The sequence below is a fragment of the Methylibium sp. Pch-M genome, assembly GCF_004136295.1.
In the GTDB taxonomy this organism is placed as follows: domain Bacteria; phylum Pseudomonadota; class Gammaproteobacteria; order Burkholderiales; family Burkholderiaceae_C; genus Methylibium; species Methylibium petroleiphilum.
On the sequence record NZ_CP029606.1, the window covers coordinates 1707288 to 1727137 of the forward strand.

The 19850-nt window shown below is 70.3% G+C and carries 20 protein-coding genes; 12 read left to right on the forward strand and 8 right to left on the reverse strand.

Translation table 11 applies throughout. The features are described 5' to 3' along the window. Positions 1 to 2 precede the first annotated feature (2 nt). The 4 genes from C1M51_RS08200 to C1M51_RS08215 form a co-directional block, all read right to left on the reverse strand. Positions 3 to 1325 carry a TRAP transporter large permease subunit gene (locus C1M51_RS08200; protein WP_129449007.1) on the reverse strand — a complete coding sequence of 441 codons (1323 nt, stop codon included), beginning with the start codon at positions 1323 to 1325 and terminating at the stop codon, positions 3 to 5. Further along, positions 1322 to 1834, reverse strand: a complete 513-nt coding sequence (locus C1M51_RS08205; protein WP_129449008.1) for a TRAP transporter small permease subunit — start codon at positions 1832 to 1834, stop codon at positions 1322 to 1324. The genes C1M51_RS08200 and C1M51_RS08205 overlap by 4 nt, the downstream gene beginning before the upstream one ends. 70 nt (positions 1835 to 1904) lie before the next feature. Then, positions 1905 to 2975 carry a TRAP transporter substrate-binding protein DctP gene (gene dctP, locus C1M51_RS08210; protein WP_129449009.1) on the reverse strand — a complete coding sequence of 357 codons (1071 nt, stop codon included), beginning with the start codon at positions 2973 to 2975 and terminating at the stop codon, positions 1905 to 1907. A 179-nt stretch (positions 2976 to 3154) separates the two neighbouring features. Continuing rightward, positions 3155 to 3901 (reverse strand): alpha/beta fold hydrolase, encoded by a 747-nt coding sequence (locus C1M51_RS08215; protein WP_129449010.1) that lies wholly within the window; start codon positions 3899 to 3901, stop codon positions 3155 to 3157. A gap of 119 nt (positions 3902 to 4020) precedes the next feature. Here C1M51_RS08215 and C1M51_RS08220 point away from each other — a divergent pair, with 119 nt between their 5' ends. From C1M51_RS08220 to C1M51_RS08250, 7 genes are all read left to right on the forward strand, one after another. Beyond that, positions 4021 to 5283: an iron-containing alcohol dehydrogenase gene (locus C1M51_RS08220; RefSeq protein WP_129449011.1), complete on the forward strand. Its 1263-nt coding sequence runs from the start codon at positions 4021 to 4023 to the stop codon at positions 5281 to 5283. Continuing rightward, positions 5280 to 6011 (forward strand): GntR family transcriptional regulator, encoded by a 732-nt coding sequence (locus C1M51_RS08225; protein ID WP_129449012.1) that lies wholly within the window; start codon positions 5280 to 5282, stop codon positions 6009 to 6011. The genes C1M51_RS08220 and C1M51_RS08225 overlap by 4 nt, the downstream gene beginning before the upstream one ends. A gap of 142 nt (positions 6012 to 6153) precedes the next feature. Beyond that, entirely contained in the window at positions 6154 to 6588 is a 435-nt protein-coding gene (locus tag C1M51_RS08230) for a 2,4'-dihydroxyacetophenone dioxygenase family protein (RefSeq protein ID WP_011831232.1), read from the forward strand. A gap of 188 nt (positions 6589 to 6776) precedes the next feature. Beyond that, positions 6777 to 8444 carry a PQQ-binding-like beta-propeller repeat protein gene (locus C1M51_RS08235; RefSeq protein ID WP_129449013.1) on the forward strand — a complete coding sequence of 556 codons (1668 nt, stop codon included), beginning with the start codon at positions 6777 to 6779 and terminating at the stop codon, positions 8442 to 8444. A 22-nt stretch (positions 8445 to 8466) separates the two neighbouring features. Continuing rightward, positions 8467 to 8865 carry a cytochrome c gene (locus C1M51_RS08240; RefSeq protein WP_129449014.1) on the forward strand — a complete coding sequence of 133 codons (399 nt, stop codon included), beginning with the start codon at positions 8467 to 8469 and terminating at the stop codon, positions 8863 to 8865. Positions 8866 to 8979: 114 nt separating this feature from the next. After that, positions 8980 to 9954, forward strand: coding sequence for a helix-turn-helix domain-containing protein (locus tag C1M51_RS08245; RefSeq protein WP_165349661.1), 975 nt, complete (start codon positions 8980 to 8982; stop codon positions 9952 to 9954). A 163-nt stretch (positions 9955 to 10117) separates the two neighbouring features. Continuing rightward, positions 10118 to 10303, forward strand: coding sequence for a CsbD family protein (locus C1M51_RS08250; protein WP_129449016.1), 186 nt, complete (start codon positions 10118 to 10120; stop codon positions 10301 to 10303). Between the two features lie 349 nt (positions 10304 to 10652). On the opposite strand, the gene glpD is transcribed toward C1M51_RS08250, so the two are convergent. Next, positions 10653 to 12233 carry a glycerol-3-phosphate dehydrogenase gene (glpD, locus tag C1M51_RS08255; protein WP_129449017.1) on the reverse strand — a complete coding sequence of 527 codons (1581 nt, stop codon included), beginning with the start codon at positions 12231 to 12233 and terminating at the stop codon, positions 10653 to 10655. 50 nt (positions 12234 to 12283) lie between these two features. Between glpD and glpK the strand changes: the two genes are divergently transcribed. The 3 genes from glpK (at position 12284) to C1M51_RS08270 (ending at position 14994) form a co-directional block, all read left to right on the forward strand. Then, on the forward strand, positions 12284 to 13783 hold the full coding sequence (gene glpK / locus C1M51_RS08260; protein ID WP_129449018.1) for a glycerol kinase GlpK: 1500 nt from the start codon (positions 12284 to 12286) through the stop codon (positions 13781 to 13783). A 120-nt stretch (positions 13784 to 13903) separates the two neighbouring features. Then, positions 13904 to 14452: a VOC family protein gene (locus C1M51_RS08265; protein ID WP_036234213.1), complete on the forward strand. Its 549-nt coding sequence runs from the start codon at positions 13904 to 13906 to the stop codon at positions 14450 to 14452. A 41-nt stretch (positions 14453 to 14493) separates the two neighbouring features. Further along, the gene (locus C1M51_RS08270; RefSeq protein ID WP_129449020.1) at positions 14494 to 14994 is read left to right on the forward strand and encodes a hypothetical protein; all 501 of its coding nucleotides are present in this window, start codon (positions 14494 to 14496) and stop codon (positions 14992 to 14994) included. Between the two features lie 34 nt (positions 14995 to 15028). Here the strand turns inward: C1M51_RS08270 and C1M51_RS08275 are convergent, their stop codons facing one another. The 3 genes from C1M51_RS08275 to C1M51_RS08285 form a co-directional block, all read right to left on the reverse strand. After that, on the reverse strand, positions 15029 to 15994 hold the full coding sequence (locus tag C1M51_RS08275) for a cyclase family protein (protein ID WP_129449021.1): 966 nt from the start codon (positions 15992 to 15994) through the stop codon (positions 15029 to 15031). Between the two features lie 130 nt (positions 15995 to 16124). Beyond that, on the reverse strand, positions 16125 to 17276 hold the full coding sequence (locus C1M51_RS08280; protein WP_129449022.1) for an NAD(P)/FAD-dependent oxidoreductase: 1152 nt from the start codon (positions 17274 to 17276) through the stop codon (positions 16125 to 16127). 78 nt (positions 17277 to 17354) lie between these two features. Then, positions 17355 to 18158, reverse strand: coding sequence for an IclR family transcriptional regulator (locus C1M51_RS08285; RefSeq protein WP_011831243.1), 804 nt, complete (start codon positions 18156 to 18158; stop codon positions 17355 to 17357). Positions 18159 to 18500: 342 nt separating this feature from the next. On the opposite strand from C1M51_RS08285, the gene C1M51_RS08290 reads away from it, so the two are divergent. Then, positions 18501 to 19583 carry a Rieske 2Fe-2S domain-containing protein gene (locus C1M51_RS08290; RefSeq protein WP_207207818.1) on the forward strand — a complete coding sequence of 361 codons (1083 nt, stop codon included), beginning with the start codon at positions 18501 to 18503 and terminating at the stop codon, positions 19581 to 19583. After that, positions 19580 to 19753 carry a rubredoxin gene (locus C1M51_RS08295; RefSeq protein ID WP_011831245.1) on the forward strand — a complete coding sequence of 58 codons (174 nt, stop codon included), beginning with the start codon at positions 19580 to 19582 and terminating at the stop codon, positions 19751 to 19753. The genes C1M51_RS08290 and C1M51_RS08295 overlap by 4 nt, the downstream gene beginning before the upstream one ends. Positions 19754 to 19850 lie beyond the last annotated feature (97 nt).

Genomic DNA, 19850 nt, shown 5'->3' on the forward strand with positions numbered 1-19850 from the left:
CATCACCTCATCTGCATGGCGACGGTCGGCAGCCAGGTCACGAGCTGCGGCCACATCAGCGTGCAGGCCAGCGTGATGGCCTGCAGCGCGATGAACGGGATCATTCCCCAGTACATGTGCCGCATCGTGATCTCCGGCGGCGCCACGGCACGCAGGTAGAAGATGGCCGGCGCCATCGGCGGCGTCAGGTAGCTGGTCTGGATCATGATCAGGAACAGGATGCAGAACCACACCGGATCGAAGCCCGCCGCGGTGACCAGCGGCGTGAAGATCGGCAGGAAGATCAGCACGATCGAGATCCAGTCGAGGAAGAAGCCGGCGATGAACAGGATGAACAGCATCATCCCCAGCAGTGCCCACGGCGACAGGTCCAGGTGCGTGATCATCGAGCTGGCGAGGTTGATGCCACCGCCGCCGATGAAGACACCGGTGAACAGCGTGCCGCCCAGCAGCACGAACATGATCATCGCGGTGACGCGCAGCGTCTTCAGCAGCGACTCGTAAAGCCCCGGCCAGGTGAAGCGGCCGTAGAGCACGGTCAGTCCCACCGAGCAGAGCGCGCCGATCGCGGCGGCCTCGGTCGGCGACGCCAGCCCCAGCAGGATGGAGCCGAGCACCGCGACGATCATGCCCAGCGGCGGCACCAGGTTGCGGGTGGTGATGGCGATCTTCTGCATGAAGGTCGGATCGCCGGGTTCCGGCGGGATGCGCCGCCCCATCTCCGGCTTCACGAGGCACAGCACGAAGATGTAGGCGAGGTAGAGCCCGGCCATCAGGAAGCCCGGCAGCACCATGCCGTACATCAGGTCGCCGACCGACAGGTTGGCCAGCGGGCCCATCACCACCACCACCACCGACGGCGGGATGATGGTGCCCAGCGAGCCACCGGCGCAGATGGTGCCGCTGATCAGGCTCTTGTTGTAGCCGTAGCGCAGCATGATCGGGATCGTGAGCAGGCCCACCACCGACTCGGTCGCGCCGATCACGCCGCTGGAGGCCGCGAACACGATGCACATCAGCACCGTGGCGATCGCCAGGCCGCCGGGCAGGCGGCGCGTCCAGATGTGGATGGCCTCGAACAGGCGGTCGGCGATGCCCGACTTCTCGAGCATCGCGCCCATGAAGACGAACAGCGGCACCGCGGCGAACACGAAGTTCGACGACAGGTCGTCGATCTTCTCGACGAACTGGTGGATGACGTTGGGGCCGAAGATGGCCAGCCCGAAGGCGGCCGCGGTCAGCATCATCGCGAACGCGACCTGCACGCCGAGGAACATCAGCGTGAAGGCCAGCGGCAGCATGAAGAAGGGCAGGTAATCGCTCATGACGGCTGAGCCTCTTGATCGTTCTTCGGGGCCCTCAGCGACTTCAGCAGTTCACAGAGCACCTGCAACGAGAACATCGCGAAAGACAGGACGAACACCGCACGGAACGGCCACACCGGCAAGTTCAGCGCCGACTGTCCCGAGGTCTCGCCGCGCGTGTAGCCGGCCATGAAGTAGTTGAAGAGCGCCACGCTCAGCCACACCAGCAGCGGCAGCACGACGGCGTAGGCGACGGCGTCGATGCGGCGCCGGGTCGTCGGCGCCATGTGGGCGCTGAGCACGTCGATGCGGATGTGCTCGCCCTGGCGCAGCGTGTAGGCCAGGCCCAGCAGGAAGTGCGAGCCGGTCAGCAGGTAGCCGACCTCGTAGGCCCAGATGGTGGGTGCGCCGAACGCGTAGCGCGCGACCACCTCCCAGGTGGTGGCGAGCACCAGCGGCACGAGCAGCATCGCCGCGGCGATGCCGACCGCCACGACCAGGCGCTCCAGCAAGACGATGAGGCGGTTCAATCGCGACTCCATTGGATGAAGGGACGAGCCCGCCCCGCGGGCGGGCTCCTGCGGCCCGCAGGCCGCCGGCTCAGGCGTGCTTGACCTTCACCTTGCGCCAGTCGTCGGCATCCTTCCAGGCCGCGTCGAACTCGACCTGGCTCTTGTGCACGCGGGCGAACCACTTGTGCTTGTTCTCCTTCGCCGTGGCGTCGGCCCATTCGAGGCCGATCTTGCGCGCCGTGTACTGGACCTCGTCGTCCAGGTGCACCAGCGTCACGCCCTGCTTCTTGTAGAACTCCATCGCCTTCGCGTCTTCGGCGCCGATGCGCAGGTAGGTCTCCATCGTCACCATCTTGGCGACCACCTCGATCAGCTTCTTGTCGTTGGGGCTCAGCTTGGCCCACACGTCCTTGTTGATCACCAGCTCGAACGGCGCGGTCGGCTGGTGCACGCCGGGGTAGCTGAGGTACTTGGCGACCTTGTAGAAGCCGGGTGACACGTTCTCCCACGGGGTGCCCCACTCGGTGGCGTCGATCGCGCCGCGCTCGAGCATCGGGAACACGTCACCGGCGGCGGTGGTGACCGGCGCGGCGCCGAGGTCCTTGGACATCTCCAGCCAGGCGCCGGCGGTGCGCAGCTTCAGGCCCTTCAGGTCGGCCAGGCTCTTGACCGGCTTGCGCGAGTGCAGGAACACCTCGGCCGTGCGGATGAACAGCGGCATCGAGATCACGCCGTCGGTGTCCTCGCGGAACTGGCGCTGCAGGTCGGCACCACCGGACTCGTAGAGCCAGTGCAGCATGCGCTCGGTGTCGAAGGTGCCGGCGTAGCCGCCGAACAGCACCGTCGTCGGGTCCTTGCCCCAGTCGTAGCCCATCCAGGTGTGGCCGCATTCGGCCAGGCCGTTCTTCACCGTCTCGGGCACCTTCAGCGCATTGCCGAGGCCACCGCCCGGGAAGGTCTGGATCTTGAAGCGCCCGCCCGAGAAGAACTCCATGCGCTCGGCGAAGGCCTTGGCGCCGATGTCCATGATGGGGCCGCCGGCCCAGCCGGTGGCCATCTTCCAGCTGTAGCTCGGACCGGCGGTCTGGGCCAGCGCGCCGGCGGTGGCGAACAGGCCGGCGCTGCCCAGGGTGGCGTTGACGAAATTGCGACGCTTCATGGTGGGTCTCCGTGGGGTGGGATCGACGGCTCTGGCGGCCTGGATCGGGTGCGGTGGCGAGGAGACGGCGCCTCTCGACGCCGCCGGCAGGGCGGTGCGGCCTGCTGCCGCAGGCCTCGCACCGGTTTCTGAATACGACTGATGTATTAGTTAAATCCTAGTAATCTCTTTGATGCATGTCAACGCGGGTTTTCCGCCGTGATGGCGGCCGCGAGCCGTGCCGGTTCGGCGCCCAGCACGTTGTGGCCGACTCCCGGCAGCGCCAGCCATTGCGCGCCGGTGATCGCCGCGGCCAGCGCCCGGCCATGCGCGAGCGGGCACTGGTCGTCGGTCTCGCCGTGCACCACCCGCGTGGGGCACGCGATGCGCGCCGCCCCGGCCGCCAGGTCCAGGCCGCGCGCCGACTGCCAGGACCACGCCACCGCCTCGGCGTCGGCCACCTGCGTCAGCCCCAGGCGCTCCGCGCGCTGTCGCGCCTCGCTGCGCAGGGCGTCGATGTCCGCAGCGTGGAACCAGGTGGCCTCCGGTGGCCCGGCGCGCATCGTGCCCGACACCAGCACCAGCCGTTCGACCGTGTCGATGCCCTGCAGCGCCGCCATCCGCAGGATCACGCTGACGCCCATGCTCCACCCCGCCAGCACCACCGGCTGGCCGATCGCCTGCAGCAGCTCGTGCAGCAGGCCCGCGTAGTGGTCCAGGTGGTAGTAGCGCTCGATCGGCCCGTCGTCGGCCGTGCGCCAGCGCGGCGACGCGGCCCGGCCCGGCAGGTTGGGCAGCACGCAGCGGTGCGTGTCGGCGAGCCGCTGCGCGACCGGCAGCCAGGCCTCGGCCGTGCCCTGGATGCCGTGCAGCAGCACCAGCGGCCGGCCCTGGCCGAACACCCGGCAGTCGAGGCGTCCGAGCAGCGGCGGGAACGGTGAGGGCATGGTGTCTCCTATTGATATATTAGTAATGTCTTACTAGTATTGCACGACGCCTTTCCCGCGTCGCCGGGGCGCGTGCCCGGCGCCGGGTTGCGTGCCCGCCCGACCCACGAGCCCAGCCGATGCACACCCCAGTCAGCGCCGACGAGACCCTCTACTTCTGCACGCCCTCGCGCGTGCTGCTGGCCGCCGGCGCACGCCATCGCGTGGCCGCGCTGTGTGCCGCGCAGCGCTGGCGCTGCGCGCTGATCGTCACCGACCGCCATTTCTCGGGCCGCACGACGGTGGTCGACGCGCTGGTGCGCGCGCTGCAGGCCGAAGGCCTGGACGCGCTGGTGTTCGACGGCGGCGAGCCCGATCCGTCGACCGAGCTGTGCGACCGCGCCACCGAGGAGCTGCTCGCGCGCCCGGGCGCCGCGCGCATCGACCACGTCATCGCGCTCGGCGGCGGCAGCAACATCGACCTCGCCAAGGCACTGTGCCTCACGCTGCCGTTCCGCCGACCGGTCGCGAGCTTCGTCGGCACGACACGCTTCCCCGGCAGCCCGCTGCCGATGCTGGCGATGCCCACCACCTCGGGCACCGGCTCGGAGATCACGCCGGGCGCCATCCTGCTGCAGCACAGCAGCGCCACCAAGGTCGCGGTGATGGGCAATGCGCTGCGACCGGCGATCGCGGTGATCGACCCCGAGCTCACGCTGAGCTGCCCGCCGAAGGTCACCGCCGATGCCGGGCTCGACGCGTTGACGCACGCCATCGAGTCCTACCTGACGATGGACGCCACGCGCTTCGACACCGGCGGCGACGCCGACCCGTCGTACAGCGGCCGCAACCGGCTGACGACGATGTTCGCGCGCGAGGCCATCACACTGTGCTTCGCGCACCTGCCCCGCGCCTACCATGTGCCCGACGACCTGCAGGCCCGCACCGGCATGGCCTACGCGAGCCTGTTCGCCGCGATGTCCTATGCGTCGGCCGGGCTGAACGCGGTGCACGGCCTCGCCTATGCGCTGGCCGGGCTCACGCACGCCTCGCACGGCAGCACCAATGCCGCGCTGCTGCCCTACGTGATGGACGCGCTGCGGCCCTCGCGCCGCGAGGAGCTGGCCGACATCGCCGCGATGGCCGGCGTGCCGCGCGCCGACAGCGACGCGATGGCGCGCCAGGCGTCCGTGCGGACGCGCGCGCTGGTGCAGGAGCTCGGCGTGCCGGCCGACCTGGCCGCCTTCGGCGTGCCGGAGCGCGCGCTCGACCAGCTGGTGCACGACGGACTCGCGGTGACGCGGCTGGCCAGGGCCTATCCCCAACAACCCCCCGAGGCCGACTACGCGGCCATCGTCCGGCGCGCTTATGCTGGTGAACTGTCGGGAATCGAGACGCCATGAAGAAGACTGCGGCCAGGAAGACCCCCAAGGCGACGACGGCCCGCTCCCGCACGGCGGTGGCCGCCAACGGCGCCGCCGCCGCCAAGCCGCGCAGCCTGACCGCCACCGCCTACGAGCTGATCGAGGAGATGATCGTCAAGCTCGAGCTGCTGCCGGGCGCCGCGATCTCCGAGGCGGAGCTGTCCGCGCGGCTGCAGATCGGGCGCACCCCGGTGCGCGAGGCGCTGCAGCGGCTGGCGCGCGAGCATCTGGTGTCCATCCTGCCGCAGCGCGGCGTGCTGGTGTCCGAGATCGACATCAAGCGCCAGCTGCGGCTGCTGGAGACCCGCCGCGAGGTGGAGCGCCTCGTGGTGCGCTGCGCCGCACGGCGCGCCACCGAGCCCGAGCGCGCACGCTTCGAGGAGCTGGCCCGGGAGTTCGACGCGGCCGGCAAGCAGGACGACGAGACGCGCTTCATCCGCGCCGACAAGGAATTCAACGACCTGTCGCTGCGCGCCGCGCGCAACGAGTTCGCGGCCGGCGCCATGGGCCTGATGCACGGCCTGTCGCGGCGCTTCTGGTACCTGCACTACCGCCAGGCGGCCGACACGCCGCTGATGGCCAAGCTGCACGGGGCGCTCGCGCGCGCGATCTCGCAGCGCGACGAGGCGGCGGCGGCCCGCGCCATGGAAGACCTGATCGACCACAACGAGGCCTTCACCAAGGCCACGGTCAGCACCGACTTCTAGGCCCTAGGGTTTGCGCTGAATTTCACTCCCGGTCAAGCCGGGCTGCGCGCTGAGACTAGGGCGGCGGCCGCGGCCTCGCTATCGTGCCGTCTCGGGGATCGACCGATCCCGCCTCGCCACGCCGACCCGCAGGAGACGCGACATGCTGAAGTCGAAGATCAAGGAAGAGTACGTGCAGATGGACCAGGTGGACTGGAAGCCGTTCCCTGCGGCGTTCTCCACCGGCGGCATCCGCTGGAAGCTGCTGCACGTCTCGCCCGAGATGGGCTCGTGGACGGCGATCTTCGACTGCCCGGCGGGCTCGTCGTTCGCGGCGCACGTCCATGTCGGCCCGGGCGAGTACTTCCTGACCAAGGGCAAGATGGACGTGCGCGGCGGCAAGGCCGCCGGCGGCGACACCGCGATCGCGCCGGGCTACGGCTACGAGTCGGCCAACGCACGCCACGACAAGACCGAGTTCCCGGTGGCGAGCGAGTTCTACATGAGCTTCCTCGGACCGCTCACCTTCGTGAAGCCCGACGGCTCGCCGATCGCCGTGATCGGCTGGGAGGACGCGCAGGGCGCCTGGGCGGCGTGAGCCGAAGCTTGCGGGAAGGCGCGCCTCCGGCGCGCAGCACCCCCGGACTTGTACGGGGTGTCGGCCCGCACGTCACCTTGGCGACGCGCGCAGACCGCACGCAGACCTAAGCTGCCTCGCCCTGCGCCGGCCGGGCCGGCCGCGCCCTGGCATCCGGCGCCCGAGAGATACCCAACGGAGGAGTCACCGTGATCCCGAAGCTCGACGTTCCGCGAAAGCGATCGCTCGCCGGCCTGGCCGCTGCGGCCGCCCTGCTGCTCTGCACCGGCACGGGCAGCGCCGAGGAGACCGGCAAGAACTGGCCCGACTACCACGGCGACTGGCGCGGCTGGCGCTACAGCCCGCTCGACCAGATCAACCGGAAGAGCGTCAAGAAGCTGAAGGTGGCATGGATCCACCAGCCGGGCGAGATCGCGCAGGGCCTGCAGGCCACGCCGATCGCGCTCGACGGCGTGCTGTACTACAGCGCGTCGAACAACCGCAGCTTCGCGCTCGACGCCGCCACCGGCCGGCAGCTCTGGGAGTACATCCCCGAGCTCGACGCGGTGCAGGAGAAGTCTGTGTTCGGCTTCTACAACCGCGGCGTGACGGTCGGCCGCGGCAAGGTCTTCATCGGCGCCTCGGACGGCCACCTGATCGCGCTCGACCAGAAGACCGGCAAGGAACTGTGGAAGGTGAAGCTCACCGACCCCAAGACCTGCCACGGCTGCAACTTCACCTCGCCGCCCATCCTGGCCGGCGACGTGCTGATCGCCGGCCCGACCGGCGGCGATCTGGCGCAGCGCTCGAAGCTCTATGCGCTGAAGGCCGACACCGGCGAGCGCGCGTGGACGATGGAGCTGCTGAAGGACGACCCGAAGAGCTGGCCCGGCGACACCATCAAGGTCGGTGGCGGCGGTGCCTGGCTGCCCGGCCAGTACGACGCGAAGAACGACACCTTCTTCATCGGCACGTCGAACCCGGCGCCGGACTTCAATGCCGAGCTGCGCTCGGGCGACAACCTCTACACCGCGACGGTGCTCGCGCTCGAACCGTCCACCGGCCGCATCAAGTGGCACCACCAGGAGGTGCCGAACGACGCCTGGGACTTCGACTCGGCCTACGAGTTCGTGATGTTCGAGAAGAACGGCCAGGAACTGATGATGCACCTCAACAAGGGGGGCTTCGTCTCGGTCTACGACCGCAAGACCGGCGCGGTGCAGGACGTCTGGCGGATCGCCGAGGAGATGAACTGGATCAAGGGCGTGGACCCGAAGACCGGCGCGCTGATCGGGCGCAATCCGCCGAAGTCCGGCCAGAGCGAGGTGTTCTGCCCCAGTGCACTGGGCGTGCGCAGCTGGAACGCGGGCGCCTACAGCCCGAAGACCAAGCTCTGGTACACGAACGCCTACGAGATCTGCAACCGCGTCGTGATGAAACAGCAGCCGATCGACCAGCTGGCGTTCTCGCAGGGCTACTACGACGTGGCCGAGCTGGAGATCATCCCGCCGCCGGGCAAGAAGGCGTCCGCGCGGCTGGTGGCCCATGACCCGGTGACCGGCAAGCAGGCCTGGCGGCTGGACTTCGAGGCCCCGGGGCTGGCGCATGTGCTGGCCACCGGCGGCGGCCTGATCTTCAACGGCGACCCGCGCGGTCTCCTGTCGGCCTACGACGACCGGACCGGCAAGACGCTGTGGTCCTTCAACGTCGGCTCGGGCATGCGCGGCGGCATCGTCAGCTACTCGGCCGGCGGCAAGCAGTACATCGTCGCGGCGACCGGCTTCGGCTCGCTGTTCCCGGGCTTCGCGTCCATCCCGTGGCCGGAGTTCAAGAACGTGCGCGGCGGCGCGGCGCTGATCGCCTTCACGCTGGAATAGCGCGGATGAACAGGACCTGTCGATGACGAGAATGCGACCCCCTGACACCGCCGGCCCGGCCTGGCGGATCGCCGCGGTTGCGCTGCTGCTCACCGGCCTGTCGACCGCACAGGCCCAGGAAACGGCGGCCGTTCCCAGCGCCGAGGACCTGCGCAATCCGGAGTGGGTGCAGGCCGGCCGCGAGAAGTTCGGCCAGATCTGCGCCTACTGCCACGGCAAGGAAGGCGACTCCGGCAAGAACCGACCGTTCCGCGAGCGTGTTGACTGGGACCCGGTGCAGATCCACGACGTGATCACCAATGGCCGCAAGCGGGGCGCGAACGTGATGCCGGCCTGGAAGGGCTCGCTGTCGGACGAGGACATCTGGCGCATCACGGCCTTCATCCGCTCGCTCGGCGGCCAGCCGCGCGCCCAGCCCTAGCGGACCCGGGCCGCCGCCCGGCCGGGGCGCCCCATGGGTTTCCCTCTCGTGCCGCGGCCGGAATCTCACTACGCTGCGCCGGAGCGCCGGTCGTTGCCGCGCCAGGAACCCGACATGGAAGCGAGCGCCTCGCCGACCGTTCCCTCCTCGTTGCCCGAACCGCCCTGGTGGTCGACCACGGACGTGGCCCTGGCCGACCGCACCGACGCCTGGGAAGCCGCGCTCAGCGACAACTTCCGGCGGTGGCAGGTGCCGGACCGCGTGGCACCGGAGTTCAACGCGCGTCTGCGGCACCGCGACGTGGCCGGGCTGCGCGTGGTCGAGTGCCTCTGCGATCCCTGCGGCGGGCGCCGGCTGCCGCGCCATGTGAGCCAGGAAGGGGCGGCCTACATCGGCGTGCAGATCACCCGTTCGGGGCGCGAGTCGCTGCGGGCCGGCGACGAGCACGTGGCCGTCGGGCCGGGCGATCTGGTCATCTGGACCAGCGACCAGCCGATGGAATTCACGGTGACCGAGCGGCTGCACAAGGTCTCGCTGATCCTGCCGTGGGACGACGTGAAGGAGCGGCTGCCACGCACCGGGCGCTTCCGCGGCACCGTGCTCGACAGCCGCTCGGGCATCGGCGCGGTGCTGTACTCGCACATCGAGTCGCTGGCCTCGCAACTCGAGGAGCTGGAGGCGGGCGAGCTGAGCGCGGTGCGGCGCGCCACCGTCGAGCTGCTGACGGCGGCGATGTCCTGCCGCCTCGAACCGGCGCCGCGCGGCCTGTCGCTGCAGCAGCTCAAGCGAGTGCAGGACTACATCCTCGACCATCTGCAGGACGAGACGCTGACGCCGGGCAGCATCGCGCAGGCGCACCACATCTCGCCGCGCTACCTGCACCTGCTGTTCGGCAAGACCGGGCAGAGCGTGTCGGCCTACATCCGCCAGCAGCGCCTCCAGCGTTGCGGCGAGGCGCTGAGCAACCCGTCCTACCGCGAGCACAGCGTGGCCGAGATCGCCCACCAGTGGGGCTTCACCGACCCGGCGCACTTCAGCCGCGTCTTCAAGCAGCATTTCGGCCATCCACCGGGGCACTGCCGCCGCTGACGAGCGCAGCGCGACCGAGTCCCGTGCGCCCCCGTCCTACACGCCGACGAGCGCGTTGCCGGCAGGCAGGGGCCGGCGCCCCCGGCACCCTCCTTCCATCGGTCGGGCGTCCGGCATCCCGCGGGGCGCCGCCGACCGTTTGCATGGATGGAAGGATTCACCAATGAACAACGACCAACTGAAGGGCCGCATCGAGCAGGCCAAGGGCAAGGTCAAGGAAGTCGCGGGCAAGGTCGTCGGCAGCGAGAAACTCGAGACCGAGGGCCGCGTGGAGCAGGTCACCGGCAAGACCCAGGCGACCTATGGCGATGCCAAGGAAAAGGCCAAGGACCTGATCGACAAGACCTGATCGCGCGAGTGCACGATGAATCTCGATTCACTGCATCCGCACGCGGCGCGGCACCCAGGTGCGACAACGCCCCGTCGGCCCATCGCGCGCGTCTCGTTGACGCCGTTCCGGCCCGCCGGGGGGATCGTGCGCCCCGCGCCGCGGTGCGCGGAGCTCCCGTCGCCGCCGGCCTCGCACCCGCCACCGCCGGAGGTGATTCCGCCCGCACCGCCGCGCCCGGACGTGCAGCCGCCGGAGATCACCGATCCGCCCCCCTCCGACGTGCCACTGCCGGTGCGCGAACCGCCCGGCATGCCGCCACCGATGGCCACCGCGGCCTGACCGACGACACCCCGCCCTTCTCGTCCGCTCAGGCGCCGGTGCGTGCAGCGAACCAGTCGCTCACGCCCGCCCGCTGACGGGCGTCGAGGTGCAGCCCGAGCTTGGAGCGCCGCCAGAGCGCGTCGTCGGCCGTCACGGCCCACTCGTCACGCTGAAGGTGGGCCAGCTCCGCTTCGCGCAGCCCGGGGGCGATCTCGAGCCCCAAGTCGTCCAGGCACCGGGCCTCGCCCAGCCAGTTGGTCGCGCGCGTGCCGTAGGCGCGAGCCAGCCGAAGGGCCAGCGCCGGCGGCAGCCAGGCATGCCGACGCCCGAGCGCCTCCACGAAACGCTCGAAGTCCTCGGCCGGCGTGCCCGGCGGCGTGCCGGTCCAGGCCGACAGATCCCCGCCGGGCAGCACCGCCGACGCGGTCCATGCGTTGCGGGCTTCGCCCAGCAGGCGGCCCACCGCGTCGGCCGCCTCCTCGGCCAGCTTGCGGAAGGTGGTGATCTTGCCGCCCCAGACCGTGAGCAGCGGGGCGCCGTCGGCGTGTGTCTCGAGCAGGTAGTCGCGCGTCACGGCACTCGCCTCGTCGCCGTCGGCCTCGTCGAGCAGAGGCCGCACGCCGGCATAGGACCAGCACACGTCGGCTGGCACGACCGGCCGCGCGAAGTAGCGACTGACCTGCTCGCACAGGTAGGCGATCTCGGCTTCGCTGGCGACGGCGTCGCCCGGGTCGCCATGCAGTTCGACGTCGGTGGTGCCGATCAGCGTGAAGTCTCGCTCGTAGGGGATCGCGAAGACGATGCGGCGGTCCGGGTTCTGGAACAGGTAGGCGTGCGCGTGGTCGAACAGCCGCGGCACGACGATGTGACTGCCCTTCACCAGCCGCAGCTGGCGTGTGGCGAGCGCTTCGCCGTGCGCCGACACCACCGTGTCACGCACGAAGCTCGCGGCCCAGGGACCGGCCGCGTTGACCAGTGCGCGGGCCTGCCACTCCACCGCCGCCTCGCCCGCGCGCTGCAGCGTGACGCGCCAGCCGTCCGCATGGCGCTGCGCCCGGATGCAGGCGCAGCGCGTCAGCACCGTGGCGCCGCGTTCGCGGGCGTCGATCGCGGCCAGCACCACCAGCCGCGCATCGTCGACCCATCCGTCGCTGTAGACGAAGCCGCGCTGCAGCCGCGGCTGCAGCGGCACGCCGGCGGGATGGCGGCGCAGGTCGACGCCGTGCGAGCCGGGCAGCCAGTCGCGACGCGCGAGGTGGTCGTAGAGAAACAGGCCGGCGCGGATCATCCAGGCCGGCCGCATGGCCGCGTCGTGCGGCATCACGAAGGACAGCGGCCACATGATGTGCGGCGCGCTGCGCAGCAGCTGCTCGCGCTCCTGCAGCGCCTTGCGCACCAGCGCGAACTCGCCGTGCTCCAGGTAGCGCAGGCCGCCGTGGATCAGCTTGGTGGAGGCTGACGAGGTGTGCGCCGCCAGATCGTCGCGTTCGCACAGCACGACGCGCCAGCCGCGGCCCGCGAGGTCGCGCGCGATGCCCGTGCCATTGATGCCACCACCGACGACGAGCACGTCGCAGTGCCGCGGCTCACGGGACGGGTCGGACCTGGGTTGTTCCACTGCTGCCATTCTGCGGGGCTTCGCTTAGGCTGGCGAGGTCGACCTCCCGGACGCCGCCGATGACCTACCTGCTCGCCCTCGACCAGGGCACCTCCAGCTCGCGCAGCATCGTGTTCGACCGCGACGGCCGCATCCGCTCGATGGCGCAGCGCGAGTTCCGCCAGATCTACCCGCAACCGGGCTGGGTGGAGCACGACCCGATGGAGATCTGGGAGACCCAGCTCGCCACGGCCCGCGAGGCGCTGGCCCAGGCAGGATTGGCGGCGTCCGACATCGCGGCCATCGGCATCACCAACCAGCGCGAGACCACGCTGCTGTGGGAACGCGCGAGCGGCCGGCCGATCGCCAACGCCATCGTCTGGCAGGACCGCCGCACCGAGCCGCTGTGCGCGCGCTGGCGCGCGCAGGGCCTGGCCGACGCGGTGCGCAGCGTGACCGGCCTCGTGATCGACCCCTACTTCTCGGCCAGCAAGATCGCCTGGCTGCTCCACCACGTGCCGGGCGCCCGCACGTGGGCCGAGCGCGGCGAGCTGGCCTTCGGCACGGTGGACAGCTGGCTGCTGTGGCAACTGACCGGTGGCCGCGTGCACGCCACCGACACCACCAACGCCTCGCGCACGATGCTGTTCGACATCGACCGCGGCACCTGGAGCGAGCCGCTGCTGGCGGCGCTGGACATCCCGCGCGCGCTGTTGCCGGCGGTGCAGCCGTCGGCCTCGCATTTCGGCGACACCGAGCCCGCGCTGCTCGGCCGCGCCGTGCCGGTGTGCGGCATCGCGGGCGACCAGCAGGCCGCGCTGTTCGGCCAGGCCGGCTTCCAGGCCGGGCTGGCGAAGAACACCTACGGCACCGGCTGCTTCCTGCTGATGCACACCGGCGCACAGCGGCAGGCCTCGACCCACGGCCTGATCACCACCGCGGCGGCGCAGGTGGGCAGCGCTGCACCGCGCCAGTACGCGCTGGAGGGCAGCGTGTTCATCGGCGGCGCGGTGGTGCAGTGGCTGCGTGATGGCTTGCACGCGATCCGCGGCAGCGGCGAGGTGCAGGCGCTGGCCGAGAGCGTGCCCGACGCCGGCGGCGTGGTGGTGGTGCCGGCCTTCACCGGCCTGGGCGCACCCTACTGGCAGCCCGAGGCCAGCGGCGCGATCGTCGGCCTGACGCGCGGCAGCACGGTGGCCCACATCGCGCGCGCAGCGCTGGAGAGCATCGCGTTCCAGAGCGCGGCGCTGCTCGACGCGATGAGCCGCGACGCGGTGGCCGCCGGCGGGCAGCCGGTCAGCGAGCTGCGCGTCGACGGCGGCGCCTGCGTCAACGACCTGCTGATGCAGTTCCAGGCCGACCTGCTGGGCATTCCGGTCGTGCGGCCGCAGGTGATCGAGACCACGGCGCTCGGCGCGGCCTGCCTGGCCGGACTGGGCTGCGGCCTCTACGCCGGCACCGACGAGCTGGCGGCGCAGTGGCAGGCCGAGCGGCGCTTCCTGCCGACGATGCCGCGCGAGCGCGCGGCGGAGCGGATGGCGCGCTGGGAACGCGCGGTGCGCCAGACGGTCGCTCCCTGACGCGGGCCGCGGCCGGCTTCGGGTTTTGCAGGAGATCGCATCGCAGGGTCGTCGCGCAAGATGCCGACTCGCCCGTCCACACCCGCCTGGCCCGCGAGTCCACCACCGAGCCCCACCGACATGAGCAGCAGCAGCCACAGCACGCCCCGCGTCGTCAGCGAAGTCGCCCTCGACAACAGCTTCCAGGGCGACACCATCCAGACCTGCGTGGTCACCCGCGACATGCAGCGGACGCTGGCCGGCATGGTGAAGCTGGGCATCGGCCCGTGGCGCATCTACGAGTTCGGGCCGGAGACCTGCAGCGACATGACCTACCGTGGCCAGCCCGGCCGCTACCGCATGAAGCTCGCGCTGGCCTTCTCGGGCACGATGATGTGGGAGGTGATCGAGCCGATCACCGGGCCGAACATCTACGAGGACTTCCTGCGCGAGCACGGTGAAGGCATCCACCACGTGGCGCAGGGCTGCAACGGTCTGCCCTATGCCGAGCGCGTGGCCACCTACCTGGCGCGCGGCCTGGAACTGATCCAGTCGGGCACCTGGCAGGGCCGCGTGCCCTACGCCTACTTCGGCACCGAGGGGCTGATCACGACCACGATCGAGATCTTCGACATCCCGGCCGATTTCGCGCTGCCCGAGCCGCTGGCCTGGTATCCGGCACGCCCCTGAGTCACCGTGGAAGCGGTGTGACGGCCTCACGGGTCTCGGCTGTGCGCACGCTGCTTCGGCTGCTGCATCTGCTCGGCGGCGTCGGCTTCGCCGGCGCGCTGGCGGCCCAGCTCGCGATCGCCTCGGTGGCGGCCGACACGCCGCCGCGCCTGCTGGCGGCGCGCGACATCGCTCTGTCGGTGTCGTCCACCGTCGTGCTGCCGGCGCTCGGTCTGATGGTGCTGAGCGGCCTGCTGCTGCTCGCGCTGCGGCCGGCACTGATCGAGCAGCGCTGGTTGATCGGCAAGTTGCTGATCGGCATCGCGGTCTGCGGCATCGCGCTCGTGCAGGTGCACGGTGCGGCACGTCAGGCCCGCACACTGGCCGTGCAGGCACTGACCCACCCCACCGACGCCACCACGGCCGCCGCGCTGGCGACCGTGCTGCGCAGCGAGCGCCTCGGCGCGTGGTCGGTCCTGGCGCTCGCCGTCGCCGCTGTCTCGCTGGCGGTGTGGCGGCCCCGCCTCGGTCAGCGCGCGGAGCGCCCGACGACGCCCCCCTGAGGCCGGCCGCCGGCACGAGCCCGGCCCGCAACCCTCAGCGGATCGCGACCGGGTTGACGAGGCTCTGCACGCCGCCGGTCACGCGCACCGCGCTCAGCACGAACATGAACTCCCAGGCCCGGTCGCGGGCCAGTTCGGCGGTGTTCATGTTCTCGAGGATGTAGATGCCGTTCTTCGCCAGCAGGATCTGGTGCACCTCGAACACGCCGGCGTCCTTCTCGAACGGGATGGTCTCCAGCCCCCAGGTGTCGGCGCCGATCGCGAGCACCTGCTTGCTCGCAAGGTAGGCCGCGCCCTCGCGCCCCAGCCCCGGTTCGCCGGCGAGGTAGCGCTTGTCGTCCTGGCCCACCAGCGAGAGCCAGCCGGTGTGGAACAGCACCACGTCGCCGGTGCGGATCTCGATGCCCTGGCGCCGGGCCTGCTCGTCGATCTCCTTGCGGTTGAAGGCCGTGCCCTCGGGCACGACGTCGCGGCCGTAATAGGCCGTCATGTCGAGCACGACGCCGCGCGTCACGAACGGCGGGATCTTCTCGACGCCGAGCTTGCGCAGGCCGTCGACCTGCACGAACTCGCTGTTCTTGAAACAGTTGTAGTAGACGTTGTCGATGCCGACATGGCCCAGCCCGTCGATCTGGCTGCCCACGCCCACCCAGCCGGCGTAGATGTCGTCGTTGTAGCTGGTCTTGGACGGTCCGATCGTCGCGCCGCCGGCCTGGCCCGGCGAGGTGACCGTGAGCGACCAGCCGCGCGGAGGGTAGGCCGGCGACTTGGCGTTCGTCTCGGCCCCGAGCCGGTAGGTCTTGCCGGTCTTCACCAGCTTCGCGGCGTCGAGCGCGAGCTGCGGAATCAGCAGGTTGGCGGCGCCGATCTCATCGGTGGGCCCGTACTTCGACTTGCACCACGCTTCGGCGTGGGCAAGGGCCTGGGTCGCCGAGGCGGCCAGGCCGAGGGCGATGGAAAGCGCAACCGCGCCGCGCCGCAGCGCCTTGTGCAGAACCATGGAGTCTCCTTGGTGGTGTCGCGGCGCTCGGCTGGCGCCGTCCGGGCTCGCGCGGACGATAGCCCGTCCGGCTCGGCCTTGCACGCGCCACCAAGGATGTGCCGTGGTGCGACAGGCGGGCGCTGCGCGCTCAGGCACTGCCCGTCAGCGCGGGCAACTGCTTCGCCACCGCGTCCTTCTCACGCGTGCAGCTGCCACCGAGAGCGGCGCCCAGCAGACGACCATCGGCAGCGCGGTAGTGGCCTCGCATGCCCGTGTCTTCCCGCTCGATGTGCCACTTGCCGCCGCCCGGCTGCAGCGGCGGAAAGAACACCGCCGGCCAGGCCGGCGTCTTGAGCACCACCGGCATCGCCGGGTAGACGACCGCCGTGCGCTCCCCGTTCAGCGTGCGTGCGAGGGCGCGCGCCGCATGCATGATGGGCATGATGAACGGCAGCAGCAGGCCGTCGACCTCGGCGCAGTCGCCCAGCGCGTAGATGTGATCGTCGCTGGTCTGCAGGTGGCGGTCGACGACGATGCCTCGGTTCACCGCCAGGCCGGCCTGCACGGCCAGTTCGGTGTTCGCCGCCAGGCCGATCGCCGACAGCACCGTGTCGGCCTCCAGCGTGCGGCCGCTCTCCATCGTGATCCGCAGGCCGCCAGGGATCGTGTCGATGCGCTCGACCGCCTCGGACAGATGCCAGCGCACCCCGGCCGCGGCGAGCCGCGCCTGGAACTCGAGCGCCATCGGGTCCGGCCAGAAGCGCGGCAGCGCACGCGGGGCGATGTCGATCACGTCGACGGCGTGGCCGGCCGCGGCGAGGTCGTTGGCGAACTCGCAGCCGACCAGGCCCGCACCGAGGATCACCACGCGCGGATGGCTTTCCAGGTGCCGGCGGAAGTGCTGGTAGTCGGCCAGGTGGTTGACGCTCAGCACGCGGTCGGCGGCATCGCCGGCCAGCCGAAGCCGGATCGGCCGCCCTCCGACAGCCAGGATCAGGCGGTCGTAGGCGAGATCGCGGCCCGCCACCTCGATCGTGCGCGCCGCACGGTCGATGCGCTGGACCGGGTGGCCGGCCACGATCTCGATCCCGTAGTCGCCGGCCAACTGGGCAGCGGCCGCCGTGGCCAGCGCCGCCGGGGCCTTCTTCAGCGCGAAGGCGTTCGACAGCATCGGCTTCGAGTAGAACGCGCCGTCATCCTCGGTGACGAGCGTGACCGCCACCCCCCGATCGAGCTTGCGCAGTTCCTTGGCCACCGTGTACCCGGCCAGGCCACTTCCGATCACGACGATGGGGCTCATTGCAGGGGTCCGGGAAGAGTGGAAAAGGAGAGAGGTGATCCGTGACATCGCCGGCGCGCGGCCGGCGCGCGTCGGTCGTCAGGCCGCGCTCGCCGCCAGCTCGGCCACGCCCGCGGTCGCCGCCGCGGTCTCGCGCTGCGGCCGGTAGCCCAGACGGGCGGAGATCTGCTGGGCCACGCTGACGACGGTGGGGGCCAGCAGCTTCAGGTTGCGCGGCTTGAAGCGGTCGGACGGACCGGAGACGCCGATCGCCGCGCACACGTGGCCCCCGGCATTCCAGATCGGCGCCGCGATGCCGCACACGCCGTCGCGCCATTCGCCGCGGTTGACGGCATAGCCCAGCTGGCGCTGCTTCTCGAGCTCGTTGCGCAGCTCGTTCGGCGTGGTGAGGGTGTAGGGCGTGAACGGCTTGAGCTCGAGCGAGATCTGGTCGATCAGCGAGGCCGAGGCGTACGAAAGCAGCGCCTTGCCGGTGGCCACGCAGTAGGCCGGAGCCCGACCGCCGACCCGCGAATAGGCCCGCACCGGATGCGGGCTGTCGACCTTGTCGAGGTAGATCACCTCGGTGCCCTCGAGCACCGACAGGTGCACCGTCTCTCCCGACAGCTGGCACAGGCGCTCCATGTACTCGACCGCCACCGTCTTCAGGTCCAGCCGCCCCACCACCGCGGCGCCCAGCTCCCACAGCTTGAGCGTCAGCTCGTACTTGCCGCTCTGCTCGAGGTTGCGGACGTAGCCGCAGGCCACCAGCGTCTGAAGCAGCCGGTGTGCATTGCTCTTGGTCAGTCCCAGGTGCTTCGCCAGCTCCGTCACGCCCGTCAGCTGCGGGTGCGTCGCCAGCGCCTCGATCACCTGGAGGCCCTTCACGAAAGTGGTGTCCATGCGTGTTCAGTGTTGTTCTGAATATTGATACTTTGTGCCAAGAGCTTAGGTCTGTGCCTGCGCGCTGTCAAGAACCCGGCCCGGCACCACGCACCGATCCGACAGAACGATCGGTCCATCGTTCGCTTTCCACTCCATGGGAAATGCTTGATTTCCCGGACCTCCACGGCGCGGCCTAAGCGTATATCCGGATGCCGATCAATGTTGACACTGCGTCAGGCACTGCTAGCATTGTTTCATCAATTCGAAACGCTGTTCCATTATTTAGAACATCTTTGTCGACATCGATCGGCAACACGCCCCGGCCGATCGAGCTTTCTGCACTCTTCCGTGGAGATCCAAGTGAAAGAGACCCTGATCCGAAACCTCTGGTACGTCGCAGGAACCAGCGACGAGTTCGCGCCCGGCCAGCTGGTCGGCCAGACGATCGTCGGCCTGCCGCTGGTGTTGTGGCGCCCGGAAGCGGGCGGTGAGGTCGTCGCCTTCGACGGCCGCTGCTGCCACAAGCGGATGCCGCTCGCCGCGGGCAAGCTGCTCGCCGACGGCACGCTCGAATGCGCGTACCACGGCCTCTGCTTCGACAGCGCCGGCAAGTGCGTGAAGATCCCGTCGCAACCGGGCCGCGCGATCCCCAGCCGCGCGAAGCTGCGGCCCTATCCGATCGTCGAACAGGACGGCATGGTCTGGATCTGGATGGGCGACGACGCGAACCCGACGCTGCGCCCGCCGCGCATCCCCGAGCTCGCGAGTCCCGAATGGGAAGCCATCCGCGTGCAGAACGCCGAGGTGCCGACGAACTACCTGCTGCTGATCGAGAACCTGCTCGACATCAGCCACTTCTACCCGCTGCACGACGGCAACATCGGCGACATCGCCAACAGCGAGATCCCGGTCGAGTTCTCCCATGACGGGGTGCAGGGCAATCGGTCGGTGACCTCGGTGCGCAAGGCCGAGTCCTACCGCCACCCGCCCTACCTGGAAGACTTCTTCGGCTACGAACTGGTCGACCGCCACCATTCCCACAGCATGATCTCGCCCGCGGCGATCCGCGTGGACCTGCGCTGCGCGCCGCCCGGGCGGCTGGAGACCGAGGACGAACGAGGCTACATCCTCACGCACCTGATCACGCCGATCGACGAACGCCATCACCGCTGGCGCGTCATCGCCGCCTGTCGCGCCGGCCACCGCTGGCCGGCCGATCCCAGCGTGTCGACCGTGGCGCGCGTGGCCGAGAAGTTCCCCGGCGTGATCGCCCAGGACCTGTGGGCCTTGACCGAGCAGCAGAAGATGCTCGACCTGGCCGACACGCACTACCTCGGCGAGATGCACCTGCGCGCGGACACCGGCATCCTCAAGGCCCGCGAGATCGTGCGCGACATGGTGGCCGCCGAGGCTCAACCGACGTCGCAGGCGGTCGCTGCATGAACTCCCTGAAGTGGCGCTGCGTGCTGTGCGGCTTCGTCTACGACGAGGCGGCCGGCCTGCCGGAGGAAGGCATCGCGCCCGGCACCGCCTGGGCCGACGTGCCCGACAGCTGGAGCTGCCCCGACTGCGGGGCCAGCAAGGACGAGTTCGAGATGGTGCCCGCAGAGTGAACAAGGCGCCGCGCACGCGGCGTCAGGCGGTCGGCCGGAGTCGGCCGATCAATGGCTGACATCGCTGCACCGGGCCGGCAGAGCCCGGGCAGGTCTG